The organism is Flavobacterium sp. MR2016-29 (assembly GCF_015350695.1).
GTDB lineage: Bacteria > Bacteroidota > Bacteroidia > Flavobacteriales > Flavobacteriaceae > Flavobacterium.
Genome location: NZ_JADKPU010000006.1, coordinates 95,285 through 116,686 on the forward strand (window position 1 = coordinate 95,285; position 21,402 = coordinate 116,686).

At 32.7% G+C, this 21,402-nt stretch carries 17 protein-coding genes; 8 read left to right on the forward strand and 9 right to left on the reverse strand.

Going from position 1 to position 21,402, the window contains the following annotated elements:
* Positions 1-33: 33 nt before the first annotated feature.
* The 7 genes from IR010_RS14085 to IR010_RS14115 all read right to left on the reverse strand — a co-directional run bounded on the left by IR010_RS14085 (position 34) and on the right by IR010_RS14115 (position 8,557).
* Positions 34-1,782 (reverse strand): BatD family protein, encoded by a 1,749-nt coding sequence (locus IR010_RS14085; RefSeq protein ID WP_194604703.1) that lies wholly within the window; start codon positions 1,780-1,782, stop codon positions 34-36.
* 106 nt (positions 1,783-1,888) lie between these two features.
* Positions 1,889-2,665 (reverse strand): tetratricopeptide repeat protein, encoded by a 777-nt coding sequence (locus tag IR010_RS14090; protein ID WP_194604706.1) that lies wholly within the window; start codon positions 2,663-2,665, stop codon positions 1,889-1,891.
* 42 nt (positions 2,666-2,707) lie between these two features.
* The gene (locus tag IR010_RS14095; RefSeq protein WP_029270871.1) at positions 2,708-3,742 is read right to left on the reverse strand and encodes a VWA domain-containing protein; all 1,035 of its coding nucleotides are present in this window, start codon (positions 3,740-3,742) and stop codon (positions 2,708-2,710) included.
* A 74-nt stretch (positions 3,743-3,816) separates the two neighbouring features.
* Positions 3,817-4,818, reverse strand: a complete 1,002-nt coding sequence (locus IR010_RS14100; protein WP_029270869.1) for a vWA domain-containing protein — start codon at positions 4,816-4,818, stop codon at positions 3,817-3,819.
* Positions 4,818-6,452, reverse strand: coding sequence for a hypothetical protein (locus IR010_RS14105; protein WP_194604709.1), 1,635 nt, complete (start codon positions 6,450-6,452; stop codon positions 4,818-4,820). The genes IR010_RS14100 and IR010_RS14105 overlap by 1 nt, the downstream gene beginning before the upstream one ends.
* Positions 6,453-6,608: 156 nt before the next feature.
* Positions 6,609-7,472: a DUF58 domain-containing protein gene (locus IR010_RS14110; RefSeq protein ID WP_194604713.1), complete on the reverse strand. Its 864-nt coding sequence runs from the start codon at positions 7,470-7,472 to the stop codon at positions 6,609-6,611.
* An 80-nt stretch (positions 7,473-7,552) separates the two neighbouring features.
* Positions 7,553-8,557, reverse strand: a complete 1,005-nt coding sequence (locus tag IR010_RS14115; protein ID WP_007807095.1) for an AAA family ATPase — start codon at positions 8,555-8,557, stop codon at positions 7,553-7,555.
* 223 nt (positions 8,558-8,780) lie between these two features.
* On the opposite strand from IR010_RS14115, the gene IR010_RS14120 reads away from it, so the two are divergent.
* The 3 genes from IR010_RS14120 (at position 8,781) to IR010_RS14130 (ending at position 11,863) form a co-directional block, all read left to right on the forward strand.
* Positions 8,781-9,656, forward strand: a complete 876-nt coding sequence (locus tag IR010_RS14120; protein ID WP_194604716.1) for an aldo/keto reductase family oxidoreductase — start codon at positions 8,781-8,783, stop codon at positions 9,654-9,656.
* 190 nt (positions 9,657-9,846) lie between these two features.
* Positions 9,847-10,599, forward strand: a complete 753-nt coding sequence (locus IR010_RS14125; RefSeq protein WP_029270860.1) for an SDR family NAD(P)-dependent oxidoreductase — start codon at positions 9,847-9,849, stop codon at positions 10,597-10,599.
* Between the two features lie 124 nt (positions 10,600-10,723).
* Positions 10,724-11,863: an ATP-binding protein gene (locus tag IR010_RS14130; RefSeq protein ID WP_029270858.1), complete on the forward strand. Its 1,140-nt coding sequence runs from the start codon at positions 10,724-10,726 to the stop codon at positions 11,861-11,863.
* A gap of 38 nt (positions 11,864-11,901) precedes the next feature.
* Here the strand turns inward: IR010_RS14130 and IR010_RS14135 are convergent, their stop codons facing one another.
* A complete protein-coding gene (locus tag IR010_RS14135; RefSeq protein WP_194604719.1) occupies positions 11,902-12,645 on the reverse strand; it encodes a DUF3298 and DUF4163 domain-containing protein in 744 nt (247 codons plus the stop codon).
* Positions 12,646-12,749: 104 nt separating this feature from the next.
* Between IR010_RS14135 and IR010_RS14140 the strand changes: the two genes are divergently transcribed.
* Positions 12,750-13,892, forward strand: coding sequence for a cystathionine gamma-synthase (locus IR010_RS14140; protein ID WP_194604721.1), 1,143 nt, complete (start codon positions 12,750-12,752; stop codon positions 13,890-13,892).
* An 88-nt stretch (positions 13,893-13,980) separates the two neighbouring features.
* Here IR010_RS14140 and IR010_RS14145 read toward each other — a convergent pair whose 3' ends face one another.
* Entirely contained in the window at positions 13,981-14,772 is a 792-nt protein-coding gene (locus tag IR010_RS14145; protein WP_194604724.1) for a THC0290_0291 family protein, read from the reverse strand.
* A gap of 325 nt (positions 14,773-15,097) precedes the next feature.
* Here IR010_RS14145 and gdhA point away from each other — a divergent pair, with 325 nt between their 5' ends.
* From gdhA to IR010_RS14165, 4 genes are all read left to right on the forward strand, one after another.
* A complete protein-coding gene (gene gdhA, locus IR010_RS14150; protein ID WP_029270852.1) occupies positions 15,098-16,441 on the forward strand; it encodes an NADP-specific glutamate dehydrogenase in 1,344 nt (447 codons plus the stop codon).
* 127 nt (positions 16,442-16,568) lie between these two features.
* Positions 16,569-18,851, forward strand: a complete 2,283-nt coding sequence (locus tag IR010_RS14155; protein ID WP_194604727.1) for a T9SS type A sorting domain-containing protein — start codon at positions 16,569-16,571, stop codon at positions 18,849-18,851.
* A 56-nt stretch (positions 18,852-18,907) separates the two neighbouring features.
* On the forward strand, positions 18,908-20,356 hold the full coding sequence (locus IR010_RS14160) for an MBOAT family O-acyltransferase (protein WP_194604730.1): 1,449 nt from the start codon (positions 18,908-18,910) through the stop codon (positions 20,354-20,356).
* Positions 20,357-20,359: 3 nt separating this feature from the next.
* The gene (locus tag IR010_RS14165) at positions 20,360-21,391 is read left to right on the forward strand and encodes an alginate O-acetyltransferase AlgX-related protein (protein WP_194604733.1); all 1,032 of its coding nucleotides are present in this window, start codon (positions 20,360-20,362) and stop codon (positions 21,389-21,391) included.
* The last annotated feature ends 11 nt before the right edge of the window (positions 21,392-21,402 follow it).

Genomic DNA, 21,402 nt, shown 5'->3' on the forward strand with positions numbered 1-21,402 from the left:
GGTGTAATAACATTTCTAACTTTGCGATTAAAACTAAACCATTTGTTTTTCAAGTTCCGAAATAATCAAAACAGCCTTGTCATAATCTTGCTGAATCGAAGCGCTTGAAGCCGGAGCATAACGCGCAAATTCACAGTTTTCTGTCAAAATAATAAAGTTCTGTACCGTTTCTGGGTTTGCTTTTCTTGACAATAACAATTCACGAATATTGTCTTTGCTCATTTCTGAGGTTTCAATATGCAGTTTTGCTTTCAAGAAATTGTGCATTGCTTTTTCTAAAGCAATATAAAATGGCTCTTTGTTATTAAGCTGTTTTTTGGCTTCAGATAAATATTTCTTCGCCAGTTTGTTGTTCATTTTAATTCGGTTTCCGGCAACGTCACCGTCAATCGCTTCTTTTTTCTTTTTAGCCAAAACTATGATCGGCAAAATAACAAACGGAAGGAATATCAATATAAAATACAAATCTGAGCTGTAAAAATCTTTTTTAGCTATCGAAACCAAAGTTGTTTTTGGCTTAATGTATTTGAATTGTTCTGTTTTTGTAATGACATTTTTAGAAGCATTAGCAGAGTTGCTCGCTTCGGTTTGCATTGGTCCGTCTAAAACGTCAACTGTAATTTCTTGAGAGGTTATAGTTTTATAAGAACCTGTACTCAAATCGAAATACGAAAACTGCATAGGTTTAATGACGTATTTTCCTTTGTATTGCGGAATAATAGTGTATTTATCCGAAATCTTTCCAGACATTCCAGCCAATGAAGTTGTTACCTTTTCGTCATGAACAGGATCGTACATTTCTAAAGCATTTGGCACAACTGGTTTTGGCAACGTAAATAATTTCATGTTTCCAGCTCCTGATGCGCTTACAACTAAATCTAAACTTTCACCATTTTTCAAACTTGTTTTTGATGGTGTAACTGTAAAGTTAAATTTACCAACAGCGCCACTAAAACCTTCGGGTTTATTGCTTTCAGGAAGCGGCCTAACATTAATGGTTTTAGCTCCAGCCGAAACAATTTTGTTATCATCCGTTAAAATCATTTGACCAAACATATCACGGCGATTTGTTGGCAATTGCACGCCAATATCTAATGAAAGCGGTTCAATCGTTAATTTTCCTGATTTTTGAGGATATAGAATAGTCTTTTTCAAGATGACATAATAACATCTTTGGCCTTGATAGGTTCCTTCTTCTATTGCCAATTGTTTGATGTCGATGTTTTGATTCCAGAAATCATTATATTTCGGTTTTGCCAATTCTTTAAAACCAGTAACGCCGATATTGTTGAAATACAATTTATAAACTACCGTAATGGGTTCATTTAAATACGGATTCGTTTTAGATATTTCTGCAACCAGATTCAATGTTTCGCTTCCTGATCCCTGAGGTCTGTCATTCGGGTCTCTTTCTTGTGCAACGGCATTTGTAACAACAATCTTTATTGGAGAAGTTTTGTAAACTTGTCCATTAAATTCGATCGCTGCCTGTTTGATATTGATTGTCCCTTTTCTGTCGGGCTGTAAAATGTAAGAGTATATCTTTTGAAAAGAACTTCTGCCATTTACCCAAGACTGACTTATTTGCTGGCTAGGACCTGCAACAACTCTAAAGCCATCAAATGCAGGCTGTTCGAAATTGTCTCCATCAACATTCATAATGAAGTCAACGCGAAGTCTTTCGTTTAATCCAAGCGTATTTTTGCTTACTCTGGCTTCAAATTGAACTTGAGCCATAAGTCCTTGAAAAGTGAATAGTAATAGAATTAAATATCTTTTCATTAATTTTTCAGTTTTGTTTAACTGTTTAATTGTTATTTGTTTAATCGGTTTTTTTACAGTTTTATTGTTTATTCGAATAAACAGTTAAACGAATAAACCTAAAAATCTACCAGTCTTTTTCTGTTTTTCTAGGACTTCCTTTTACTTTTTGAGCGTTAACTTTATCCTGAATTTTCTTTTCTTCGTTGTTAACCGCATCTAATAAATTCTGAACACGTTCTTTTGAGATTCCTCCGGGCTGCGGTTTTGGCTGTCCGTTATTGTCTGATTTATCATCTTTTTTTGGATCGTTTTTGCCGTCTTTTTTATCTTTGTCTTTATCGCCTTTATCGTCCTTCTTATCTTTATCCTTGTCCTTGTCCTTATTTTTATCTTTGTCCTTGTCTTTATCTTTATTTTTATCCTTGTCTTTGTCCTTATCCTTATTCTTGTCTTTATTTTTATCGTTTTTCGGAGGATTTTCTTTTAGTTTTTGTTTGGCCAGAGCATAGTTATAACGCGTTTCATCGTCTGTAGGATCATTTCGTAACGCTTCTTTATAAGCTTCAACTGCCTGCGTATAATCTTTCTCTTTCATTAAAACATTTCCTAAATTGTGGAATGCTTTATGTTTTTCAGGCCTTGTTTTAGCATTTTTTATTGCTTTCGCGTATGCGAATTTAGCTTCAGAAACTTGATTTTGCTTATAAATTGTATTTCCTAAATTATAAGAAGCTATTGCTTTTTTAGGAAATTTTGACTGCGAAATTCTATAATTGGCTTCAGCGTCTACAAATTTATTCTGCTTATATTCTTCATTCGCATCAGGCAATGTCTTGTCTTTCTCTTGAGCCGAAACAGCTAAAGAAAACGTTAGTAAAATATAAAGAAGTAAATTTTTCATTCTAATTTTTTATGTTTTTTGTTCCGAATTTAAACGGATCAATTATTTCTTTTCGTTAAATAAATTCAACTCTTTTATCCAATTTGTTTTTCTTTCCAAAAGGAAAATATCTAAGAATAATAATAGAAAAGCAAAACCAATAAACCACTGAAACTGTGATTGAAATTCTGCCATTTGTGTTGCTTCAAATTCGGTTTTTTGAATATTATTCAAAGCATTTTTTACATATTCTAAAACCTCTTTTGTACTTCCACCATAAACGTAACCGCCTTTTGTAGCTTTTGCAATCGTTTTTAAACCTTCTTGATTTAGCTTTGTAATTACAACTTCATTATTGTTATCTCTCTGAAAACTTTCGACTCTCCCGTTTACTTTTAGCGGTATAGTTCCTCCTTTTTCAGTTCCAATACCAATTGTTATAATTTTCATTCCCAATTTATTGGCTTCTTCCGCTGCAGCAGAAGCTCCTTCAGAATGATCTTCTCCATCCGAAATCAAAATCAGCAATTTGCTTGTTTTGCTCTTTTCATCGAAATAAGTCGATGATAATTTAATTGCTTCATCCAGCGAAGTTCCTTGAGAAGAAACCATATCTGGACTCATACTTTGTAAAAACATTTTAGCAACACTATAATCTGTAGTAATTGGCAAAACCGGAAAGGCACTTCCTGCGTAGGCCACGATACCAATTCTGTCACTTCCTAAATTATTAATGATTTGCGAAACCAGTTGCTTGCTTTTTTCTAAACGGCTTGGTGCCACATCTTCGGCCAGCATACTTTTAGAAACGTCGACTGCAAAAACAATGTCAATACCTTCACGCTTTACAGTTTCCATTTTAGTCCCGATTTTTGGATTGACTAACCCTATAATTAAGCAGGCAAGCGCTAAAAGCAATACTGATAGTTTCAGCACAGGTTTAAAAACAGATCTTTCTGGACTCAGTTTTTTAACCATTTCTAAATCGCCAAATTCGCGTTGTTTTTTCCTTTTCCAATACATATTGAAAAGAAAAATACACACCACAATTGGCAGTAAGAATAAAAGGTATAAATATTTTTTTTCGTCTAATTCCATTTTTTAATTCTAGTTTTCAGTTTCCTGCCGCAGTTTTCAGCTGTTAGCTGAAAACCGAGACTGCGACTAAAATATTAAATAAAGCTTCTATAAACCGTGTTTCGTAAACCAACTTCCAACAATAGCAAAAAGACAGCAATTAAGGCAAATGTTCTGTATTTTTCGTCATAATCGTAGAACTTCAATTCTTGAATTTCAGTTGTTTCTAATTTATTGATCGAGTTATATATTTCAGCTAATTTATCGTTGCTCGTCGCTCTAAAATAAGTTCCATCTGTTTTGCGGGCAATGCTTTTCATTAATTGCTCGTCGATTTCAACTTTTTGCATTTTAAATAAAAATCCGCCATTTGGTGCATATGCATATGGAGATTCTGCCATTCCGTTGCTTCCAAGTCCAATTGTGTACACTTTTATCCCGTATTGTTTCGCAATATCAGCAGCAGTTTCTGGTTCGATAAATCCAGCATTATTTACACCATCAGTAAGTAAAATAATAATTCTGCTTTTTGCCTTACTGTCTTTCAAACGGTTTACAGCAGTTGCCAAACCCATTCCAATTCCAGTTCCGTCCTGCAAGGCAGTATCATATTTAATTCCCTTTATAGCTTCTAAAATAATAGCCTTGTCACTTGTAACCGGAGTTTTTGTATAGGCTTCAGATGCATATAAAACCAATCCAATTCGGTCATTAGGTCGTTCAGTTACGAAATCTCCAGCAACTCTTTTTAAAGCTTCCATACGGTTTGGCTTTAAATCTTTTGCCAGCATACTTCCTGAAACGTCTATTGCCATTACAATATCAATTCCTTTAGTAGTTTTAGTTTGATTGCTGATGTCTACTGTTCTTGGTCTTGCCAAAGCAATAATCAAGGAACATAAAGCAAGAATTCTAAAAATATACAAGCAAGGTTTTAATTTTGTTAAAAGCGATTCGCTGTTTTTAAAACCTGCTGTCGAACTCATTTTTAAAGTAGCCGATTGTTGGTTGCGTTTCCAAAAGAACCAAGCAATTGCAACTGGAATTAAAAGAAACAGCCAAAAAAACTCTGGATTTAAAAAAGTTATCTTTCCCATTAGTTGTTCGCTTTTTTAAGTTCAACAGAATTTAAAATTCGTGTTGTAATGTCATTTGCATAAGTGTCTCCTTCTTCATGTAAAATCACGATTTGCTGTAATCCTTGTTCTTGTTTAAAGAGCAGTATTTCATAGTATGCTTTTGTGCTCGTTTTAGTAGTAGGATTTAATATGCTCATGGTTCCATATCCTTTTAATCCTTGAATACCTTGATTCGTTTGATAATCTTCTTGTTTTATAATGATATTTTGTCCGCCTTGAGCTTCAATTACTTTTAGATAACCTTCTAAAGCTTTTGCTAAATCAATATCTGTAGGATTTTTAAATTTACTGGTCGAAACCGCGATATAGAAATTATCAATCATACTTCCGTACCCGAAAAGCTGCATTTCTTTGATCAAAGCCATGGCTTCTTTAGGCAGTACTTTTTGAGTATCCATTCGTTTTAAAACTTTTGGAGTTTCAATTAAAATACCAGGATTTCCGTATTCACTTTTTACCCATTCGCCTTCTAACAATTCTTTAGACGGATGGCCAATAATATTATCTTTTACGTAATTAAAACCTTTAGTGACAATAAAAAAGGTAGTTGTTGCTGCCAATAAAAAGACAACTGTTCCCACTGCAATAGCAATGCGTTTATTGCGTTTTTTTCGTAATTGAAGCTGAATCTGTTTTTGTTTCTGAGCTTCATTCAACAGTTGATCTTCTTCATCCGCCGACACTTCGGTTGGAATTGCATTGTCAAGTGTTAGAATTACTCTTTGAATTTTATTTCGATCTTCAGTAATTTCAAAATCCAGCGGTTTAGATTTTGCAAATTTTACTAAATCGGCCTGACGTAAAACACGCTCTAAATTCTCTACAGTTTCAGGTGTCAAAGTCATTTTCTTTTTAGTCGAAGCCGTTCTTATTGCCAGAATTAATTCAGAAGTAGTGCTTTCCATTGCTGGAATATGAATAGCTTCTTCAATGTAATTACGTGCAATATCTGTCAGTTCGCTATAATATTCTTTAATTTCACCTTTTTGAACAAGTTCTTTTTGCTCCAGATTATTTAGTAAACTTGTCGCTTTTTCGATTGGTGTTTTATAAACTTCCTCTTCAATTTTTTTATGTTGACGTTTTTTAACGAACCAATATACAAATGCGCCAATTCCTAATATAATAACAATAGCCAAGACATATTTCCACCAATCTCCAATCCCACTTTCAACAGTAGAAATATCTTTGATGTCATACATTTTTTGCTGCATCGTGTCTACTTTTACATTAGCAACTTCAACACGAATAGAATCAGATAAATAAGGTTTTTTATCAATTAAAATTTTGATGCTTGGAATTGTATATCTTCCAGAATCAAATTGTGTTAATCCATATTTTTTAATCAGTTCATAATTTCCGTCTTTTTTAACGGTATCAATCGGATAAGATTGAATTACTTCTAAAGGGCCAATAGTTTTTAGTTTAGGAAAAACAACTTTCGATTTAGAACTTACCACTGTTTTTAGCGTTAGCTTAAACTCGGCTCCAATTTTATTTTTAGTGGTATCAATACTGGTTTCCACTTGCTTTTGTTGTGCAAAAACAGCGGAACTTAGTAAAAATAAAAATATGTAAAATTTTAATTTCATTTGATTTTTGATTTAGATTTTAGTCTAAAACGAATGCTTAAAGATGGTACGCGGATAACACGGATTTAAGCGGATTTTTTATTTGTGCAATGCAGAAATCATAAATTATTAAATTTGAAAAAATCTAAATCTAAAATCTGCAATCTAAAATTATATTTATCGTGATTTAAAATAACCCAGTAATTTGGTGACATAATTTTCATCAACTCTTGTGTTTACAACACCGGCACCAGATTTACTGAAAATATCTTTGAAATAATTTACCCTGTCGTGATAATGTTTTTCGTAATTCATTCGTACCGTTTTTGATCCGGTATCAACCAATTGAATTTTCCCTGTTTCAGCATCGAGCATGGTTACCATTCCTAGATTTGGGATTTTTTCTTCACGTACATCATATACGCGAACACCTGTAATATCATGTTTTTTAGAAGCAATTTTCAATGTCCGCTCGTAATTTTCAGACATAAAATCTGAAATCACAAAAACGATTGCTTTCTTTTTTTGTGTTCCTGATAAAAACTTCAAGGCTTGAGAAATATCCGTTTTATTGCTTTTTGGTTCAAATTCGATTAATTCACGAATAATTCTTAAAACATGCGAACGGCCTTTTTTTGGTGGAATATACAATTCGACATTATCAGAAAATAATATTAAACCAATTTTGTCATTGTTTTGTGTAGCCGAGAAAGCCATCGTTGCCGCAATTTCGGTGACGATGTCTTTTTTAAACTGACTTTTTGAACCAAAACCCTCAGAACCTGAAATATCGACCATTAACATCATTGTTAATTCGCGTTCTTCTTCAAAAACTTTTACGTGGGCTTCGTTGTAGCGTGCGGTTACATTCCAATCGATGTTACGAATATCATCGCCATATTGGTATTGACGGACCTCGCTAAAAGTCATTCCGCGTCCTTTAAATGAAGAGTGGTATTCTCCCGAAAAGATATGATTGCTCAGTCTTTTGGTTTTGATTTCTATTTTCCGTACTTTTTTTAAAAGCTCTTTTGTATCCATTTTATTTGTTTAAAGTTTAAAGTTTAAAGCTTTCAAGTGTGCTTTACAGCAACCTGAAACCTGAAACTTGAAACAAATTTTTAAGGTACTTCAATCTCGTTTACGATTTTGTTGATAATGTCTACAGAAGTAATGTTTTCAGCTTCAGCTTCATATGTTATTCCCACTCTGTGACGTAAAACATCATGTACAACTGCGCGAACATCTTCTGGAATTACATATCCGCGACGTTTAATGAAAGCGTAACATTTAGCTGCATTAGCTAAATTGATACTTCCACGCGGAGATGCTCCAAAACTGATAAGAGGTTTTAGGTCGGCTAATTTGTACTTCTCTGGATAACGAGTAGCGAAGATGATATCTAAGATGTATTTTTCGATTTTTTCGTCCATGTAAACTTCACGAACAGCTTCCTGCGCACGCAAAATTTGTTCAACAGAAACTACAGGATTTACTTTTTCATAACTTCCTTTTAAGTTCTGGCGAATTACAAAACGCTCTTCATCGATTTTTGGATAGTCAATTACGGTTTTAAGCATAAAACGGTCAACTTGTGCTTCAGGAAGCTGGTACGTTCCTTCTTGCTCAACAGGGTTTTGAGTTGCAAGAACTAAAAACGGACGATCAAGTTTGAAAGTTGTGTCGCCAATAGTAACTTGTTTTTCCTGCATCGCCTCTAAAAGTGCAGACTGAACTTTTGCTGGCGCACGGTTAATCTCATCGGCAAGTACGAAATTAGCAAAAATTGGTCCTTTTTTAATAGAGAACTCGTTTGCTTTAATGTTGTAAATCATCGTTCCGACAACATCGGCAGGTAATAAGTCAGGAGTAAACTGAATACGGCTGAAAGATCCTTGTACCGCTTGCGACAAAGTATTTATCGCTAAAGTTTTGGCCAAACCAGGAACACCTTCTAATAAAATATGTCCTTGTCCCAAAAGCCCGATTAATAAACGCTCGACCATATGTTTCTGGCCCACAATAACTTTGTTCATTTCCATTGTAAGAAGGTCTATAAAAGCACTTTCTCTCTCAATTTTTTCATTTATCGCTCTAATGTCTAAAGTCGTTGTATTTTCTTCCATATAAATATTTTTAAAACCTTTTTAAAACCTTGATTTTTATGCCTTACTTTTGAGAGTGCAAATTGAATATTTTTTGAGAAGTACAATGTTAAAGAATGGTTAAAACTTCGACCAATGACCTAATTTTAAGGACTAATTGTGAATCTATTTTTATATTTTTAAGAACTTTGGTGATTATGCTTTACAAAAGCATATTTATTACCAAAAATAACGCAATGTAACCATGAGTAAAACAACATTATCGCCCATAATTTCGGGTACTATGAATTGGGGTGTTTGGGACAAAAACTTGACGCCAAAAGAAATGGAAAATATGATACAAATTTGTATCGAAAACAAAATTACCACTTTTGATCACGCAGACATTTACGGATCATATACTACAGAAGCAGATTTCGGAAAAGCATTTGAAAACAGCAAAATTTCGCGCGAAAAATTACAATTAATTACCAAGTGCGGTATTCAGATGATTGCTGAAAAACGTCCACAGAATAAAATCAAATATTACGATTATTCTAAAGATTATATTATTTGGTCTGTTGAAGAATCTCTTAAAAATTTAAAAACAGATTATGTTGATGTGTTTTTATTGCACAGACCAAGTCCGCTGATGCAGGCTGATGAAATTGCGGAAGCGGTCGAAAAATTAAAATCAGAAGGGAAAATTATCGATTTTGGTCTTTCGAATTTTACAAATTCACAAACCGAATTGATTCGCCAGAAAACCGAAGTTAGTTTTAATCAGGTACAATTTTCCGCAACACATTATGAAGCAATGGTTGACGGAAGTTTAGATTATATGCAAACGCACGGAATCCGCCCTTTATCATGGAATCCGCTTGGAACGGTTTTTAGAGAAGATACCAAACAAACACGCCGTTTGAAAAAATTGCTTTCAGATTTGGTTAAAAAATATGGTTTTGGTTCTGATACATTATTGCTTTCGTGGATTTTAAAACATCCAGCAAAAGTAATTCCGATTGCAGGAACTGTAAATGTTGCCAGAATTCAATCTTTGATGAAAGCTGTTGAATTAGAAATGGATAAAGAAGACTGGTTTGCCATCTGGACTGAAAGTATGGGCGACGATGTGGCTTAATTTTAGCGTTTAGTCGCAGTTTTTAGTATTCAGCAGAACTTATCATAAAAAAAATTAGCCACAGGTTAAAATGATTTTCACCGATTAAAAATCTGCAGGATCTGCGTGAAAAATTACTTTTGAAGATTTTTCAGATTACAGATAAAGAATCAATCATTTTAATCTGTGGCAAAAAACACAAAATATTACAATGAAAAAAACAGTTTTAATTACTGGAGCTACAAGCGGAATTGGAAAAGCAACCGCACAAATAATGGCAAAAAACGACTATAAAGTTATCCTTTGCGGAAGACGTAAAGATCGTTTAGAGGCGTTGGAAAAAGAACTTTCTGCTTTTACAGAAGTATATTCTCTTTCTTTTGATGTTCGTGACAAAGAAGCTGTTTTTTCAACTATTAATTCTTTGCCAGCAGCATTTTCAACTATTGATGTTTTAATTAATAATGCAGGAAACGCGCATGGTTTAGATCCGATTCAGACTGGAAACACAGATGATTGGGATGCTATGATTGATATTAATGTAAAAGGACTTTTATATGTTTCAAAAGCAATTATGCCGCAAATGATTGAAAGAAAGTCGGGACATATTATCAATATTGGTTCGATAGCTGGAAAAGAAGTGTATCCGAATGGAAATGTTTACTGCGCTTCAAAACACGCAGTAGATGCAATCAACAACGGAATGCGAATGGATTTGAATCCGTACGGAATTCGAGTTGGAGCAATTCATCCAGGAATGGTCGAAACCGAGTTTAGTGAAGTTCGTTTTAAAGGCGATGCCGATAGAGCTTCGAATGTATATAAAGGTTTAGATGCATTGCAGGCTGAAGATATTGCAGATATAATTCATTTTGTAGTTTCAAGAAAATATCATGTAAATATCGCAGATCTAATAGTCTATCCAACAGCGCAGGCATCGGCAACCATTGTTAAAAGAGATTAATTTAGATGTCTTAGATATTTAGACTAACTTAGACTGCAGATGAAAATCAATATCTAAGAAGTCTAATATCTGAGGTCTAAAGTCTAAGAAGTCTAAAATCTAAAAATCTAAGAAGTCTAAAATAATGATCAACAAACGCCTTTTAATAAAAAATTTGCTCGCTCATAATGATGAGAGCAGTTTTTATGACAAAAAAAGGCAGTTGAATCTGCACTCGCGCGAGGGAAAAGGAAAGTTTCTGAAGCATATTTGCGCGTTGTCAAATTCAAATCCAACCAATAATTCTTATATTGTTGTTGGGGTTGAAGATCAAGATAATGAAATTGTAGGCGATGATTTTTTTGATGACAGCCGAATTCAGAATCTGGTGAATGCTTTCTTAGAAAATCCACCTAAAATTCAATACGAGAATGTACCATTTCCAAATCTTCCAAAAGATAAAGTAATTGGGCTGGTTACCATTAAACCTAAAAGTAAAATCTCGTATTTCAAAAAAGGAATTCATACCATTCTCGCCAACAGCGTTTTTGTAAGACGAGGGAGTAATTCGATTCCGGTTGAAGGCGAAATAGAGAAAAATTTCCAAAATACTGAAACGGTAATTGGAATCGAAAACAGTTCTCGAAACAGTATTCAATATACACTAGACGGCGTAATCGATTTTATGAATTTTCGCCACAAAGACATGTCGCCAAAATATCATGTTTTTAAAGAATTATTTGTGATTTGCTGGGCTGGAGTTCCTAAAAAATCGCGTGATAAAACCTTTCTTTCCCGCGTAGATATTGAGCTTATCAATGAACAAATTAAACTTTTCTATTCGGCGCAAGATGTGGTAACGATTGTTTTTGATGACGATAGTTTTACAATAACCGAATATGTTCCGCTTGGCTTGAACGATAAAACAAGTTATTATCCTTTAGAAAAACAAACGATTCACTTTTTTGATAACGGTTATTATAAAATTGACCGTGAAATGCTTTTTCTGCCTCCAGAATTCAACCGAAAAATGCTCTATCATATTTACAATTCGAATATGGCTTTGCTTCAAAAACTGCAAAAAGGAATTGTTTTATCTGAGCGTGAATTAAAAGATTTAGAAAACCTTCCATCGACTTTTATGATTTGCTATTTGAATGGTTTTGAAGATGCCAAACAAAAACTCATCGATGCTAAATTACTTTTAAAACCTTATGGGCAAATTTATTTATCGTTTAAAGAAGCACTTAGAATTTTAAGAAAAATGAAGTATGATGTTCAGTAAGAAAGGTCTAAGAAGCTAAGAAGCTAAGATTCTGATTTTTATTGAAAATTCAAATATTTATTTATTTCATTGTAAGGAAATAAAATTTCTTTTGGACCGTCAGCATAAGAAGCCGCTTCATATGAATTATAATAAAGAAGCAAGCCTTCAGAAGTGTAAAAAATATTCTGTGGCAACTGAAATTTATCATTTTCGAACATCAAACCCGTGGCATTAATGTTAGCACTTGCTGGGATTTTATATTTTGTTCTGAATTTTTTTTCGGCGAAAGCCTTAAAATCTTTTTCGTTTTTAAACAATTGATCGTTAAAAATGGTTTTTCCTGTTTTTGGATTAAATAATAACGATCGGAAACCTTGATATCCGTGTGCGCCTCCGGTAAAAGTATAATGATCAATTTTGATGTTTACAATTTGATCTGATTCAAATTCAACATTTCCAATAATCTTTCCTTCCCAGCCAAAAGTTTCGCTTGGGAATTTGGTATGCATGTCTTCGTAAGAAGCAATAAAAGATTTTGCTAAAGATTTATAATCGTTAGTTTTTGCTGGATCTTCTCCAAAATAAACTATTTCTTTTACTACAGAAAAAACCTTTTTATTAATCGAGTCTGCCGGAATTTTAATGTTTTTTGCAATTGGGATTTCAATAGTAATTTTTGGGCAATCGCTTTTACATGGAATTTTAGATTTTTCTTCAAACGTTTCATTTTCAAAGGAAAGCTCTTTATTGCAACTCGTAAAAATCAAACACAGAAAGACTAAAAATGTATAATGTTTCATATCAAAAAGTGTTAATTATATACAAAGGTAAGAAGTTGATTCAGGATTAAAATAAATTAACGGTAAATTTGTGCAAGAATTAAGCATTTAAAATTTGTAACTATATGAAATTCAATACTAAAGTAATACATGGTGGTCAGCATCATGATCCAAGTACTGGTGCTGTTATGCCTCCGGTGTATCAAACTTCAACATTTATACAAACAAGTCCGGGAAAACCTTTGGCAGATTATGAATACAGCCGAGCATCAAATCCAACTCGTACGGCCTTAGAAAATGCTTTGGCAAGTATTGAAAATGGTACACGCGGATTGGCTTTTTCATCTGGTTTAGCTGCGACTGACTGTATTTTAAGGTCGTTTAAAGCTGGTGACGAAATCATTGCTATGGATGATTTATACGGAGGGACTTATAGAATGTTTACGCGAATTTATAAAGATTCAGGAATTAAATTTCATTTCGTAGATATGACGGATATCGAAAAATTGAAATCTTTAATCAATGAAAATACAAAATTGGTATGGGTCGAAACACCAACTAACCCATTAATGAAATTAGCTGATATTCAAGAAGTAGCTAAAATTACAAAAGCCAACAAAATTTTATTTGCTGTCGATAATACTTTTGCAACTCCATATTTGCAAAAACCTTTAGATTTAGGTGCTGATATTGTAATGCACTCAGCAACAAAATATTTAGGCGGACACTCTGATGTTATTGCTGGAGCATTAATTGTAAAAGACGAAGCTTTAGGCGAACAATTGCATTTTCAGCAATTTGCAACTGGTGCAACATTAGGCCCAATGGATAGTTTTTTGGTTTTGAGAGGAATTAAAACGCTTTCTTTAAGAGTTCAAAGACACTGCGAAAACGGAGAAAAAGTAGTTGAATATTTAACGAAACATCCAAAAATTAATACCGTTTATTATCCTGGATTAGAAAATCATCCGTTTCATGAAATTGCTAAAAAACAAATGAAAGCTTATGGCGGCATGGTTTCTTTTACTTTTAAATCGGGTAAAAAAGAAGATTCTATTGCATTTTTAGAGAAATTGAAAGTATTTACTTTAGCAGAATCTTTAGGTGGAGTTGAATCATTAGCAAATCATCCAGCTTTGATGACACACGCTTCTATTCCGGCAGATAAAAGAGCTGAGGTTGGAATTACTGATGATTTAGTTCGGCTAAGTGTTGGTATTGAAGATGCAGAAGATTTAATTGCTGATATAGAACAGGCTTTGGCTTAAAATAAATTTTTAGAAATAAAAAATCCCAAATTCCAAAATAATTAATATTGGAATTTGGGATTTTTTTTATTTTGGGATTTCTTTAGAATTAGAATTCTAAGTAGTAAATGTATCCAACATTAAACCAAACTTGCCAGTCGTTGTTTTTGTTTTCTTTGTAAATATCTTTATTCGGATTTAACCCGTCAACCCAGTCTGAACTGAACATCTGAAAACGGCCTTCAACCATTAAGTCGCTCATTGTTGTTAGTTTATAATGTATGCCTAAACCAGCTGTTGCAGCTAAAACTACACCATTTTCGCTAGAAAAACCATATTGATGACCGTCTGAAGGAGTTAAATATTTACTATAAGTAGTTTCAGGAATTCCTAAAGGGCCAAGATCTGAGCTTACTTTGGTAGAATAATAACTAATTAAAAAACCTAAGCTGGCGTACGGGCTAATGCTTCCAACGCTATTCTCAAAATCATGTATTTTTATTGGCGAAAATTCTAATTGTGATCCAATACTTAATACACTTGAAGTACCATGCATTGCTTTAAGCTGTTCTACAGCTAAAGTTGGAGGTTTTTTTTCAACCCATTCTCCAAAATGGTTCAGTTTGGTTGTATTAAATGATAATTCTGATCTAACTTTGAAATGTTCTGTGAAAAAACTTTCACGATTATTATTTGCAGAGAAGTTTATAAAGTGAACAATTCCTACCCCAAATCCGGTGTTTCCAACATTTGTATCGAAATTGTGTCTTTGTCCATAATCGGATTGAAAAGTTACGGGACCGAATATTATTCCTACTTCTTGTGCGAGGTCTGATTGTGCGGTGGCTATCGTCGAGATGCCAAAAAAGGCAAATAGTGTGATAAATAGGTGTTTAGACATGTTATTTGGGCTTTCAAATCTTGGCAAATATATAAAAAACATAGTCTAATCAAAATATAAAATACTTCTATTAAAAAATTAGTAGCAAAACACTTAATTTTCTGACTTTAACTAGGGTAATTTGGTGTAAATTCGTAAGTGTAAAATTGTATTTTTATTTTTGTTTAGAAATTACACAATTCTCTTTTAAAAACGAAAAAAAATAACAAATCATAATCAATTTGATTTATCTTTGCGTGTTATAACGAAAACGTTTTCTTTAAATCTGTTTTCGTACTTTAATTGATTAAGTATAAAACTATTATTTGAATAATTTATTTTAAAAATGGAACAAAAAATAAATGAATTTATGACTCTTGTTGAGTCAAAAAATCCAAACGAGCCAGAATTTCTTCAAGCCGTTAGAGAATTTGCAGAAACGGTAATTCCATTTATCGCTGAACGAAAAAAATACGATGGTAAAAATTTACTTCTTAGAATAGCTGAACCAGAAAGATCTATAATTTTTAGAGTTCCGTGGGTTGACGATAAAGGAGAAATAATCGTTAACAGAGGTTTCAGAATTCAAATGAATTCAGCGATCGGTCCATATAAAGGAGGAATTAGATTTCATCACACAGTAAATTTATCTGTTTTAAAATTCTTGGCTTTCGAACAGGTTTTTAAAAATAGTTTGACAACACTTCCAATGGGTGGAGGAAAGGGAGGTTCTGATTTTGATCCTGAAGGAAAATCTGATGGCGAAATCATGCGTTTCTGTCAATCATTTATGACTGAATTATGTCGTCATATTGGTCCAGACTTAGACGTTCCTGCTGGAGATATTGGTGTTGGCGCCAGAGAAATTGGTTACTTATTCGGTCAATATAAAAGAATTAGAAATGAATTTACAGGAGTTTTAACCGGAAAAGGTCTTGCTTACGGTGGTTCATTAATCAGACCAGAAGCTACAGGTTATGGCGTTGTATATTTTACAGATCAAATGCTTCGTACTATTGGTCATGACATTAAAGGGAAACGAGTGGCCATTTCAGGTTTTGGAAATGTAGCTTGGGGAGTTGCCTTAAAAATAAATGAACTTGGAGGAAAAGTAGTTACTATTTCTGGTCCTGATGGTTATATTTATGATGAAGAAGGAATTTCTGGAGAAAAAATTGATCATATGGTCGAAATGAGAGCAACTGGAGATAACAGAGCAGAACTTTACATTAATAAATATCCAAACGCTGTTTTCCACAAAGGAAAAAGTCCTTGGGAAGTAAAGGTTGATATTGCTATCCCGTGTGCTACTCAAAACGAATTGAATGGCGATGATGCTAAAAAACTTATTGATAATGGTGTTTTGTGTGTAACTGAAGCTGCAAATATGCCGTCAACTTTAGATGCCATCAAATTATTCTTAGATAATAAAGTGCTTTTTGCTCCTGGGAAAGCTGCAAATGCAGGCGGAGTTGCTGCATCTGGATTAGAAATGACACAAAACTCTATTCGTCTTAACTGGACAAGTGAAGAAGTAGATTTAAGATTAAAAGATATTATGGTTGGAATTCATAACCAATGTAAAAAATATGGAGCTGGCGAAGATGGCTATGTAAACTATGTAAAAGGAGCTAACATTGCAGGATTTGTAAAAGTTGCCGATGCTATGCTTGCTCAAGGTGTAGTGTAAATTTAATTACAGTAAAAAAAATGCCTTCATTCGTCTTTAAGATGAATCGAAGGCATTTTTATTTATAAGAGAACAAAAATCAAATACTCCGGTTTGTATTATATTTGTGTATCTGAATATATTAATAATGGAGAGAAGGTTTCTTTATATTTTATTTTTAATGCTGTTTCAATTTAGTTTCTCTCAGAATAAATTGTCATGGGAGGGTTATTTTTCATTTAATGAAATAAAAGATATTTCAGAATCTTCAACAGCGGTTTATACAGCCTCAGAAAATGCTTTGTTTTCTAAAAATACTGCCGACAACATTGTAAAAACAACCACTACAATTGATGGTCTTTCGGGCCAGACTATTTCTGCGGTTTACTACAGCGAAACTTTCAAAAAAACTATTGTTGGTTATGAAAACGGCTTAATGATCGTGATAAACGAAGCAGACGGAAGTATGCTGAATAAAGTAGATATAATCAACAAGAAATTAGCTGCAAACCTTAAGAAAATTAATCATTTCATGGAATATAACGGCTTGCTGTATGTTTCGTGTGATTTTGGAATTGTTCAGTTTAATTTAACGACATCGCAATTTGGCGACACTTATTTTATAGGAGATAATGGAGCTGAGATCAGTGTTAAGCAAACCGCTTTTTTTAACGGATTTATTTATGCCGCAACTTCAAGCGGTATTCGAAGAGCAGACAGCACAAATTCAAATTTGATCGATTTTAATCAATGGTCAGTTATTAATTCGGGGGATTGGTCAAGCGTAGAAACTTTGGATACAGAACTAATTGCAATCAATTCGACTGGATACGTACATCGATTTAATTCAAATGCATTTGCTGGGTTTTTACAGCTTCCACAATCTTCGGTTGATTTGCGTGCAAAAAATCATAATTTGTTTATTACTACTGCAAACTCCGTTTTAGTATATAACAATCAAATGGTTTTGATTCGTCAAATATCTAATACTCAAGTTTTAGATAATACCATACATTTTACTTGTGCAACTGCTGTTGGCAATTTAATTTTCATCGGAACAAAAGAAAAAGGATTATTTTCATCAATACTTTCTGGAACTGCAACTTTTGAAAATACTACGCCGGCAGGTCCTTCAAGAAATAATATTTTTTCACTCGATGTAACGCCTAATTCGCTTTGGAGTGTGTACGGAGATTACGATACGTATTACAATCCTTATGACTTAGATAGTTATGGTATAAGTAAATTTAGCAACAAGAATTGGTTAAATATCCCATATTCAGAAGTTTATGATGCAAAGTCAATAACTAGAATAATTATTAACCCAAGTAATGAAAAACAAGTTTATGCAAGCTCATTTTTCTCTGGATTATTAAAAATAGAGAACGATATTCCCACTATTTTATATAATGAAAAAAATAGCAGTCTTGAAACTTTAACAACCGAAGGGCCAAATTATATTGATGTACGCATAAATGGAACTGCCTTTGATAAAACAGGAAATCTTTGGATAACAAATAGCCGAATTAAAAACGGCTTGAAAGTTTTAAAATCGAATGGTCAATGGGGAAGCTATTCGATGACAAGTATTATTGATGATGCAGAAGCCTCAAGTTATGCGAGTATTCTTGTAGATAAAAACAGCGTAAAATGGATCGCTACAAATCGTGATGGTGTAGTTGGATTTAACGAAACTACAAATACATTCAAAAAAATCACTTTTGGAGCTGATGCTGGAAATTTGCCAATTGCTGACGTAAGAGCAATAGCGATTGATACTAAAAATCAACTTTGGATAGGTACAACAAAAGGATTGCGGGTTTTGTCAAATGTGGGAAGTTTTCAGAATGACAGTCAATTAAAAGCAAATGCAATTATTATTACAGAAGACAATCTTGCTCAAGAATTGCTTTATGAGCAATTCATTACTTCAATTGCAGTAGACGGTGCCAACAATAAATGGATAGGCACTGCAGATGCAGGAGTTTTTATGGTTTCACCAAATGGACAGGAAACAAAATATCATTTTACGATCAGCAATTCGCCTTTGCCAAGCAATGTTATAAACGATATTAAAATTAACAGCGCAACAGGAGAAGTTTTTATCGCCACAAATAAAGGAATGATTTCTTTTGGCGGTATTGCAACAGATGCAAATGAAGATTTGAATAATGTGTACGTTTACCCAAATCCTGTTCGCCCAACGTATTCAGGAACCGTAAAAGTGGCCGGATTAATTGATAAAGCCAATATTAAAATTACAGATATTGAAGGGAATTTGGTTTACGAAACCATTTCAGAAGGCGGCACAATTGAATGGGATACTACTGCTTTTGGAAGGTATAAAGTAGCTTCAGGAGTTTACATAATTTTTATTTCTGCCCAAGACGGTGGAGAAACTAAAGTTAAGAAAGTTATGATTATTCGGTAGAGAGATTTAAAAATAAATAACGACAATTATTCAAACATCAAATTATAACCAACAGAATGCTTTTTAATTCTATAAATTTTGCAATATTTTTGCCAATTGTGTTTTTTCTTTATTGGTTTGCGACAAATAAATCACTCAAAATTCAGAATATCTTGTTGCTTATATCAAGTTATTTTTTTTATGCTTGCTGGGATTGGAGGTTTTTATTTTTATTAATTTTCTCTACATTTTTAGATTATTTTACAGGAATAAAGATGTCAGAATCTAAAACCAAAACTGCAAAAAAGTTTTGGTTTTGGTTAAGTATATCTATAAATCTTGGTTTTCTAGGTCTTTTTAAATACTATAACTTTTTTGTTGAATCATTTGCTCATGCCATATCTAATTTTGGCTTGCATGTAAATCCATGGACATTAAATGTGATCTTGCCTATTGGGATTTCATTTTACACTTTTCATGGTTTGTCGTATGTAATTGACATTTATAAAGGAAGAATAAAAGCCGAAAAGAATATTGTTGATTATTCTGTATTTGTTAGTTTCTTTCCTTTACTTGTTGCGGGACCTATAGAACGAGCGACACATCTTTTACCGCAAATTCAAAAAAAAAGGATTTTTGATTATGAAAAAGCTGTTGATGGATTAAAGCAAATTCTATGGGGATTATTTAAAAAAATTGTAATTGCTGATCAGTGTGCCCAACATGTTAATACAATTTTTAATAATTCGGCTGAATATTCAGGAAGTACCCTTTTACTCGGGGCAGTGTTTTTTTCATTCCAGATTTATGGAGACTTTTCGGGTTATTCAGATATTGCTATAGGAGTTGCACGCCTTTTTGGTATAGACTTACTTAAGAATTTTGCTTTTCCTTATTTTTCTAGAGATATTGCAGAGTTTTGGCGAAGATGGCATATTTCTCTTTCTACTTGGTTTAGAGATTATTTATACATTCCGTTAGGTGGAAGCAAAGGAGGGATGTGGATTAAAGTTAGAAATACATTTATTATTTTCTTAGTAAGCGGATTTTGGCATGGAGCCAATTGGACTTTCATTGTCTGGGGTTTCTTAAATGCATTGTATATTATGCCGTCTATTATTTTTAATACAAATCGCAATAATTTAGATATCGTAGCCCAAGGTAAATATCTGCCTACTGTTAAAGAAATTTTTCAAATTGCTTTGACATTTAGTTTAACCGTTTTTGCATGGATATTTTTTAGAGCAAATAATATAACGCATGCTTTAAGCTACATTGCGGAAATATTTTCAAGTTCATTATTTTCTTTTCCTAGATATGACGGAGATGATTCTAAAAAACAATTATTTATTCTGCTGTTTGTATTTATGCTTATAGAATGGCTGGGAAGAGAAGAACAATTTGCATTAGCTAAATTGGGTGTAAAATGGACATCGCCACTTAGATATGCATTGTATTATATTATTATAGTCGCAATTTTTGTATTTAGTGGTGAGAAACAGCAATTTATTTATTTTCAGTTTTAATTTATGAAAAAATTTATTTTTAAAACATCCTTTTTCGTAGCGCCGTTCGCATTTCTTTATGTGATAACATTATTGTTTTACAGTAGTTCTGAATCTCCAGATTTAATACGCTTAGGCTGTTTTCCAAACATTTTTAAAGAATATAGAAATGTATTCCATGATGACTTTAAACGTAAAATTTATTTTAATAAAATTTCAAGAATAAAAAACAAAAAAGAAAAAATTCTTACTATAGGAGATTCATTTTCAGAACAGGGTAACTATGGATATAAGAATTATCTTTCAGAAAAATATAGTGTTTTACACATTGATAGATTTATTTCGGGTAATCAAATTCAAACTTTATACGAATTGTTAAATGGAGATTTTTTTGCAAAGCAAAATATTGAATATGTGATATTGGAAAATGTAGAGAGAAATTTTATTTCTAATGCAAATAATATAGATTCGTCAAAAATAATAATGACATCTCAATTAGATAACTTAGTTCGTGACCATAAGATTTCTAAACTAGATAATTCAGATCCTTTTTTTTCAAAGAAAACAATCCAATTTCCTTTTTCTATGCTTCGGTATTACTTTAGCCAAAATTACTTGTCTAATAAATATGTTTATAATGTTGTTCTGAACAGAAATAATTTATTTAGCATTAATGAGAGTAATTTATTGTTTGTTTATAAAGATTTGTCATGTTTGGAAGAAAATAATGATTTGGCAGGAGTTCAAAAATTAAATAATGTTTTAAATGATTTGTCGAATAAACTGAGAGATAAAAAAATAAAGCTTATTGTTTTACCAGCACCAGATAAATACGATCTTTACTATGATTATATTGCTGATAAAACTAAATTTCCACGACCGTTGTTTTTTAATAATTTAGGTGCTCTTAAAAAAAATTATGTATATATAAATTCAAAGAAAATTCTCTCTGCTCAATTAAGCAGAAAAAAAGATATTTATTTTTATGATGACACACATTGGTCTCCAGTTGCTTCTAAAATTATAGCAGATGAGATAAAAAAAGAGATAAATTGAACGAATAAAAT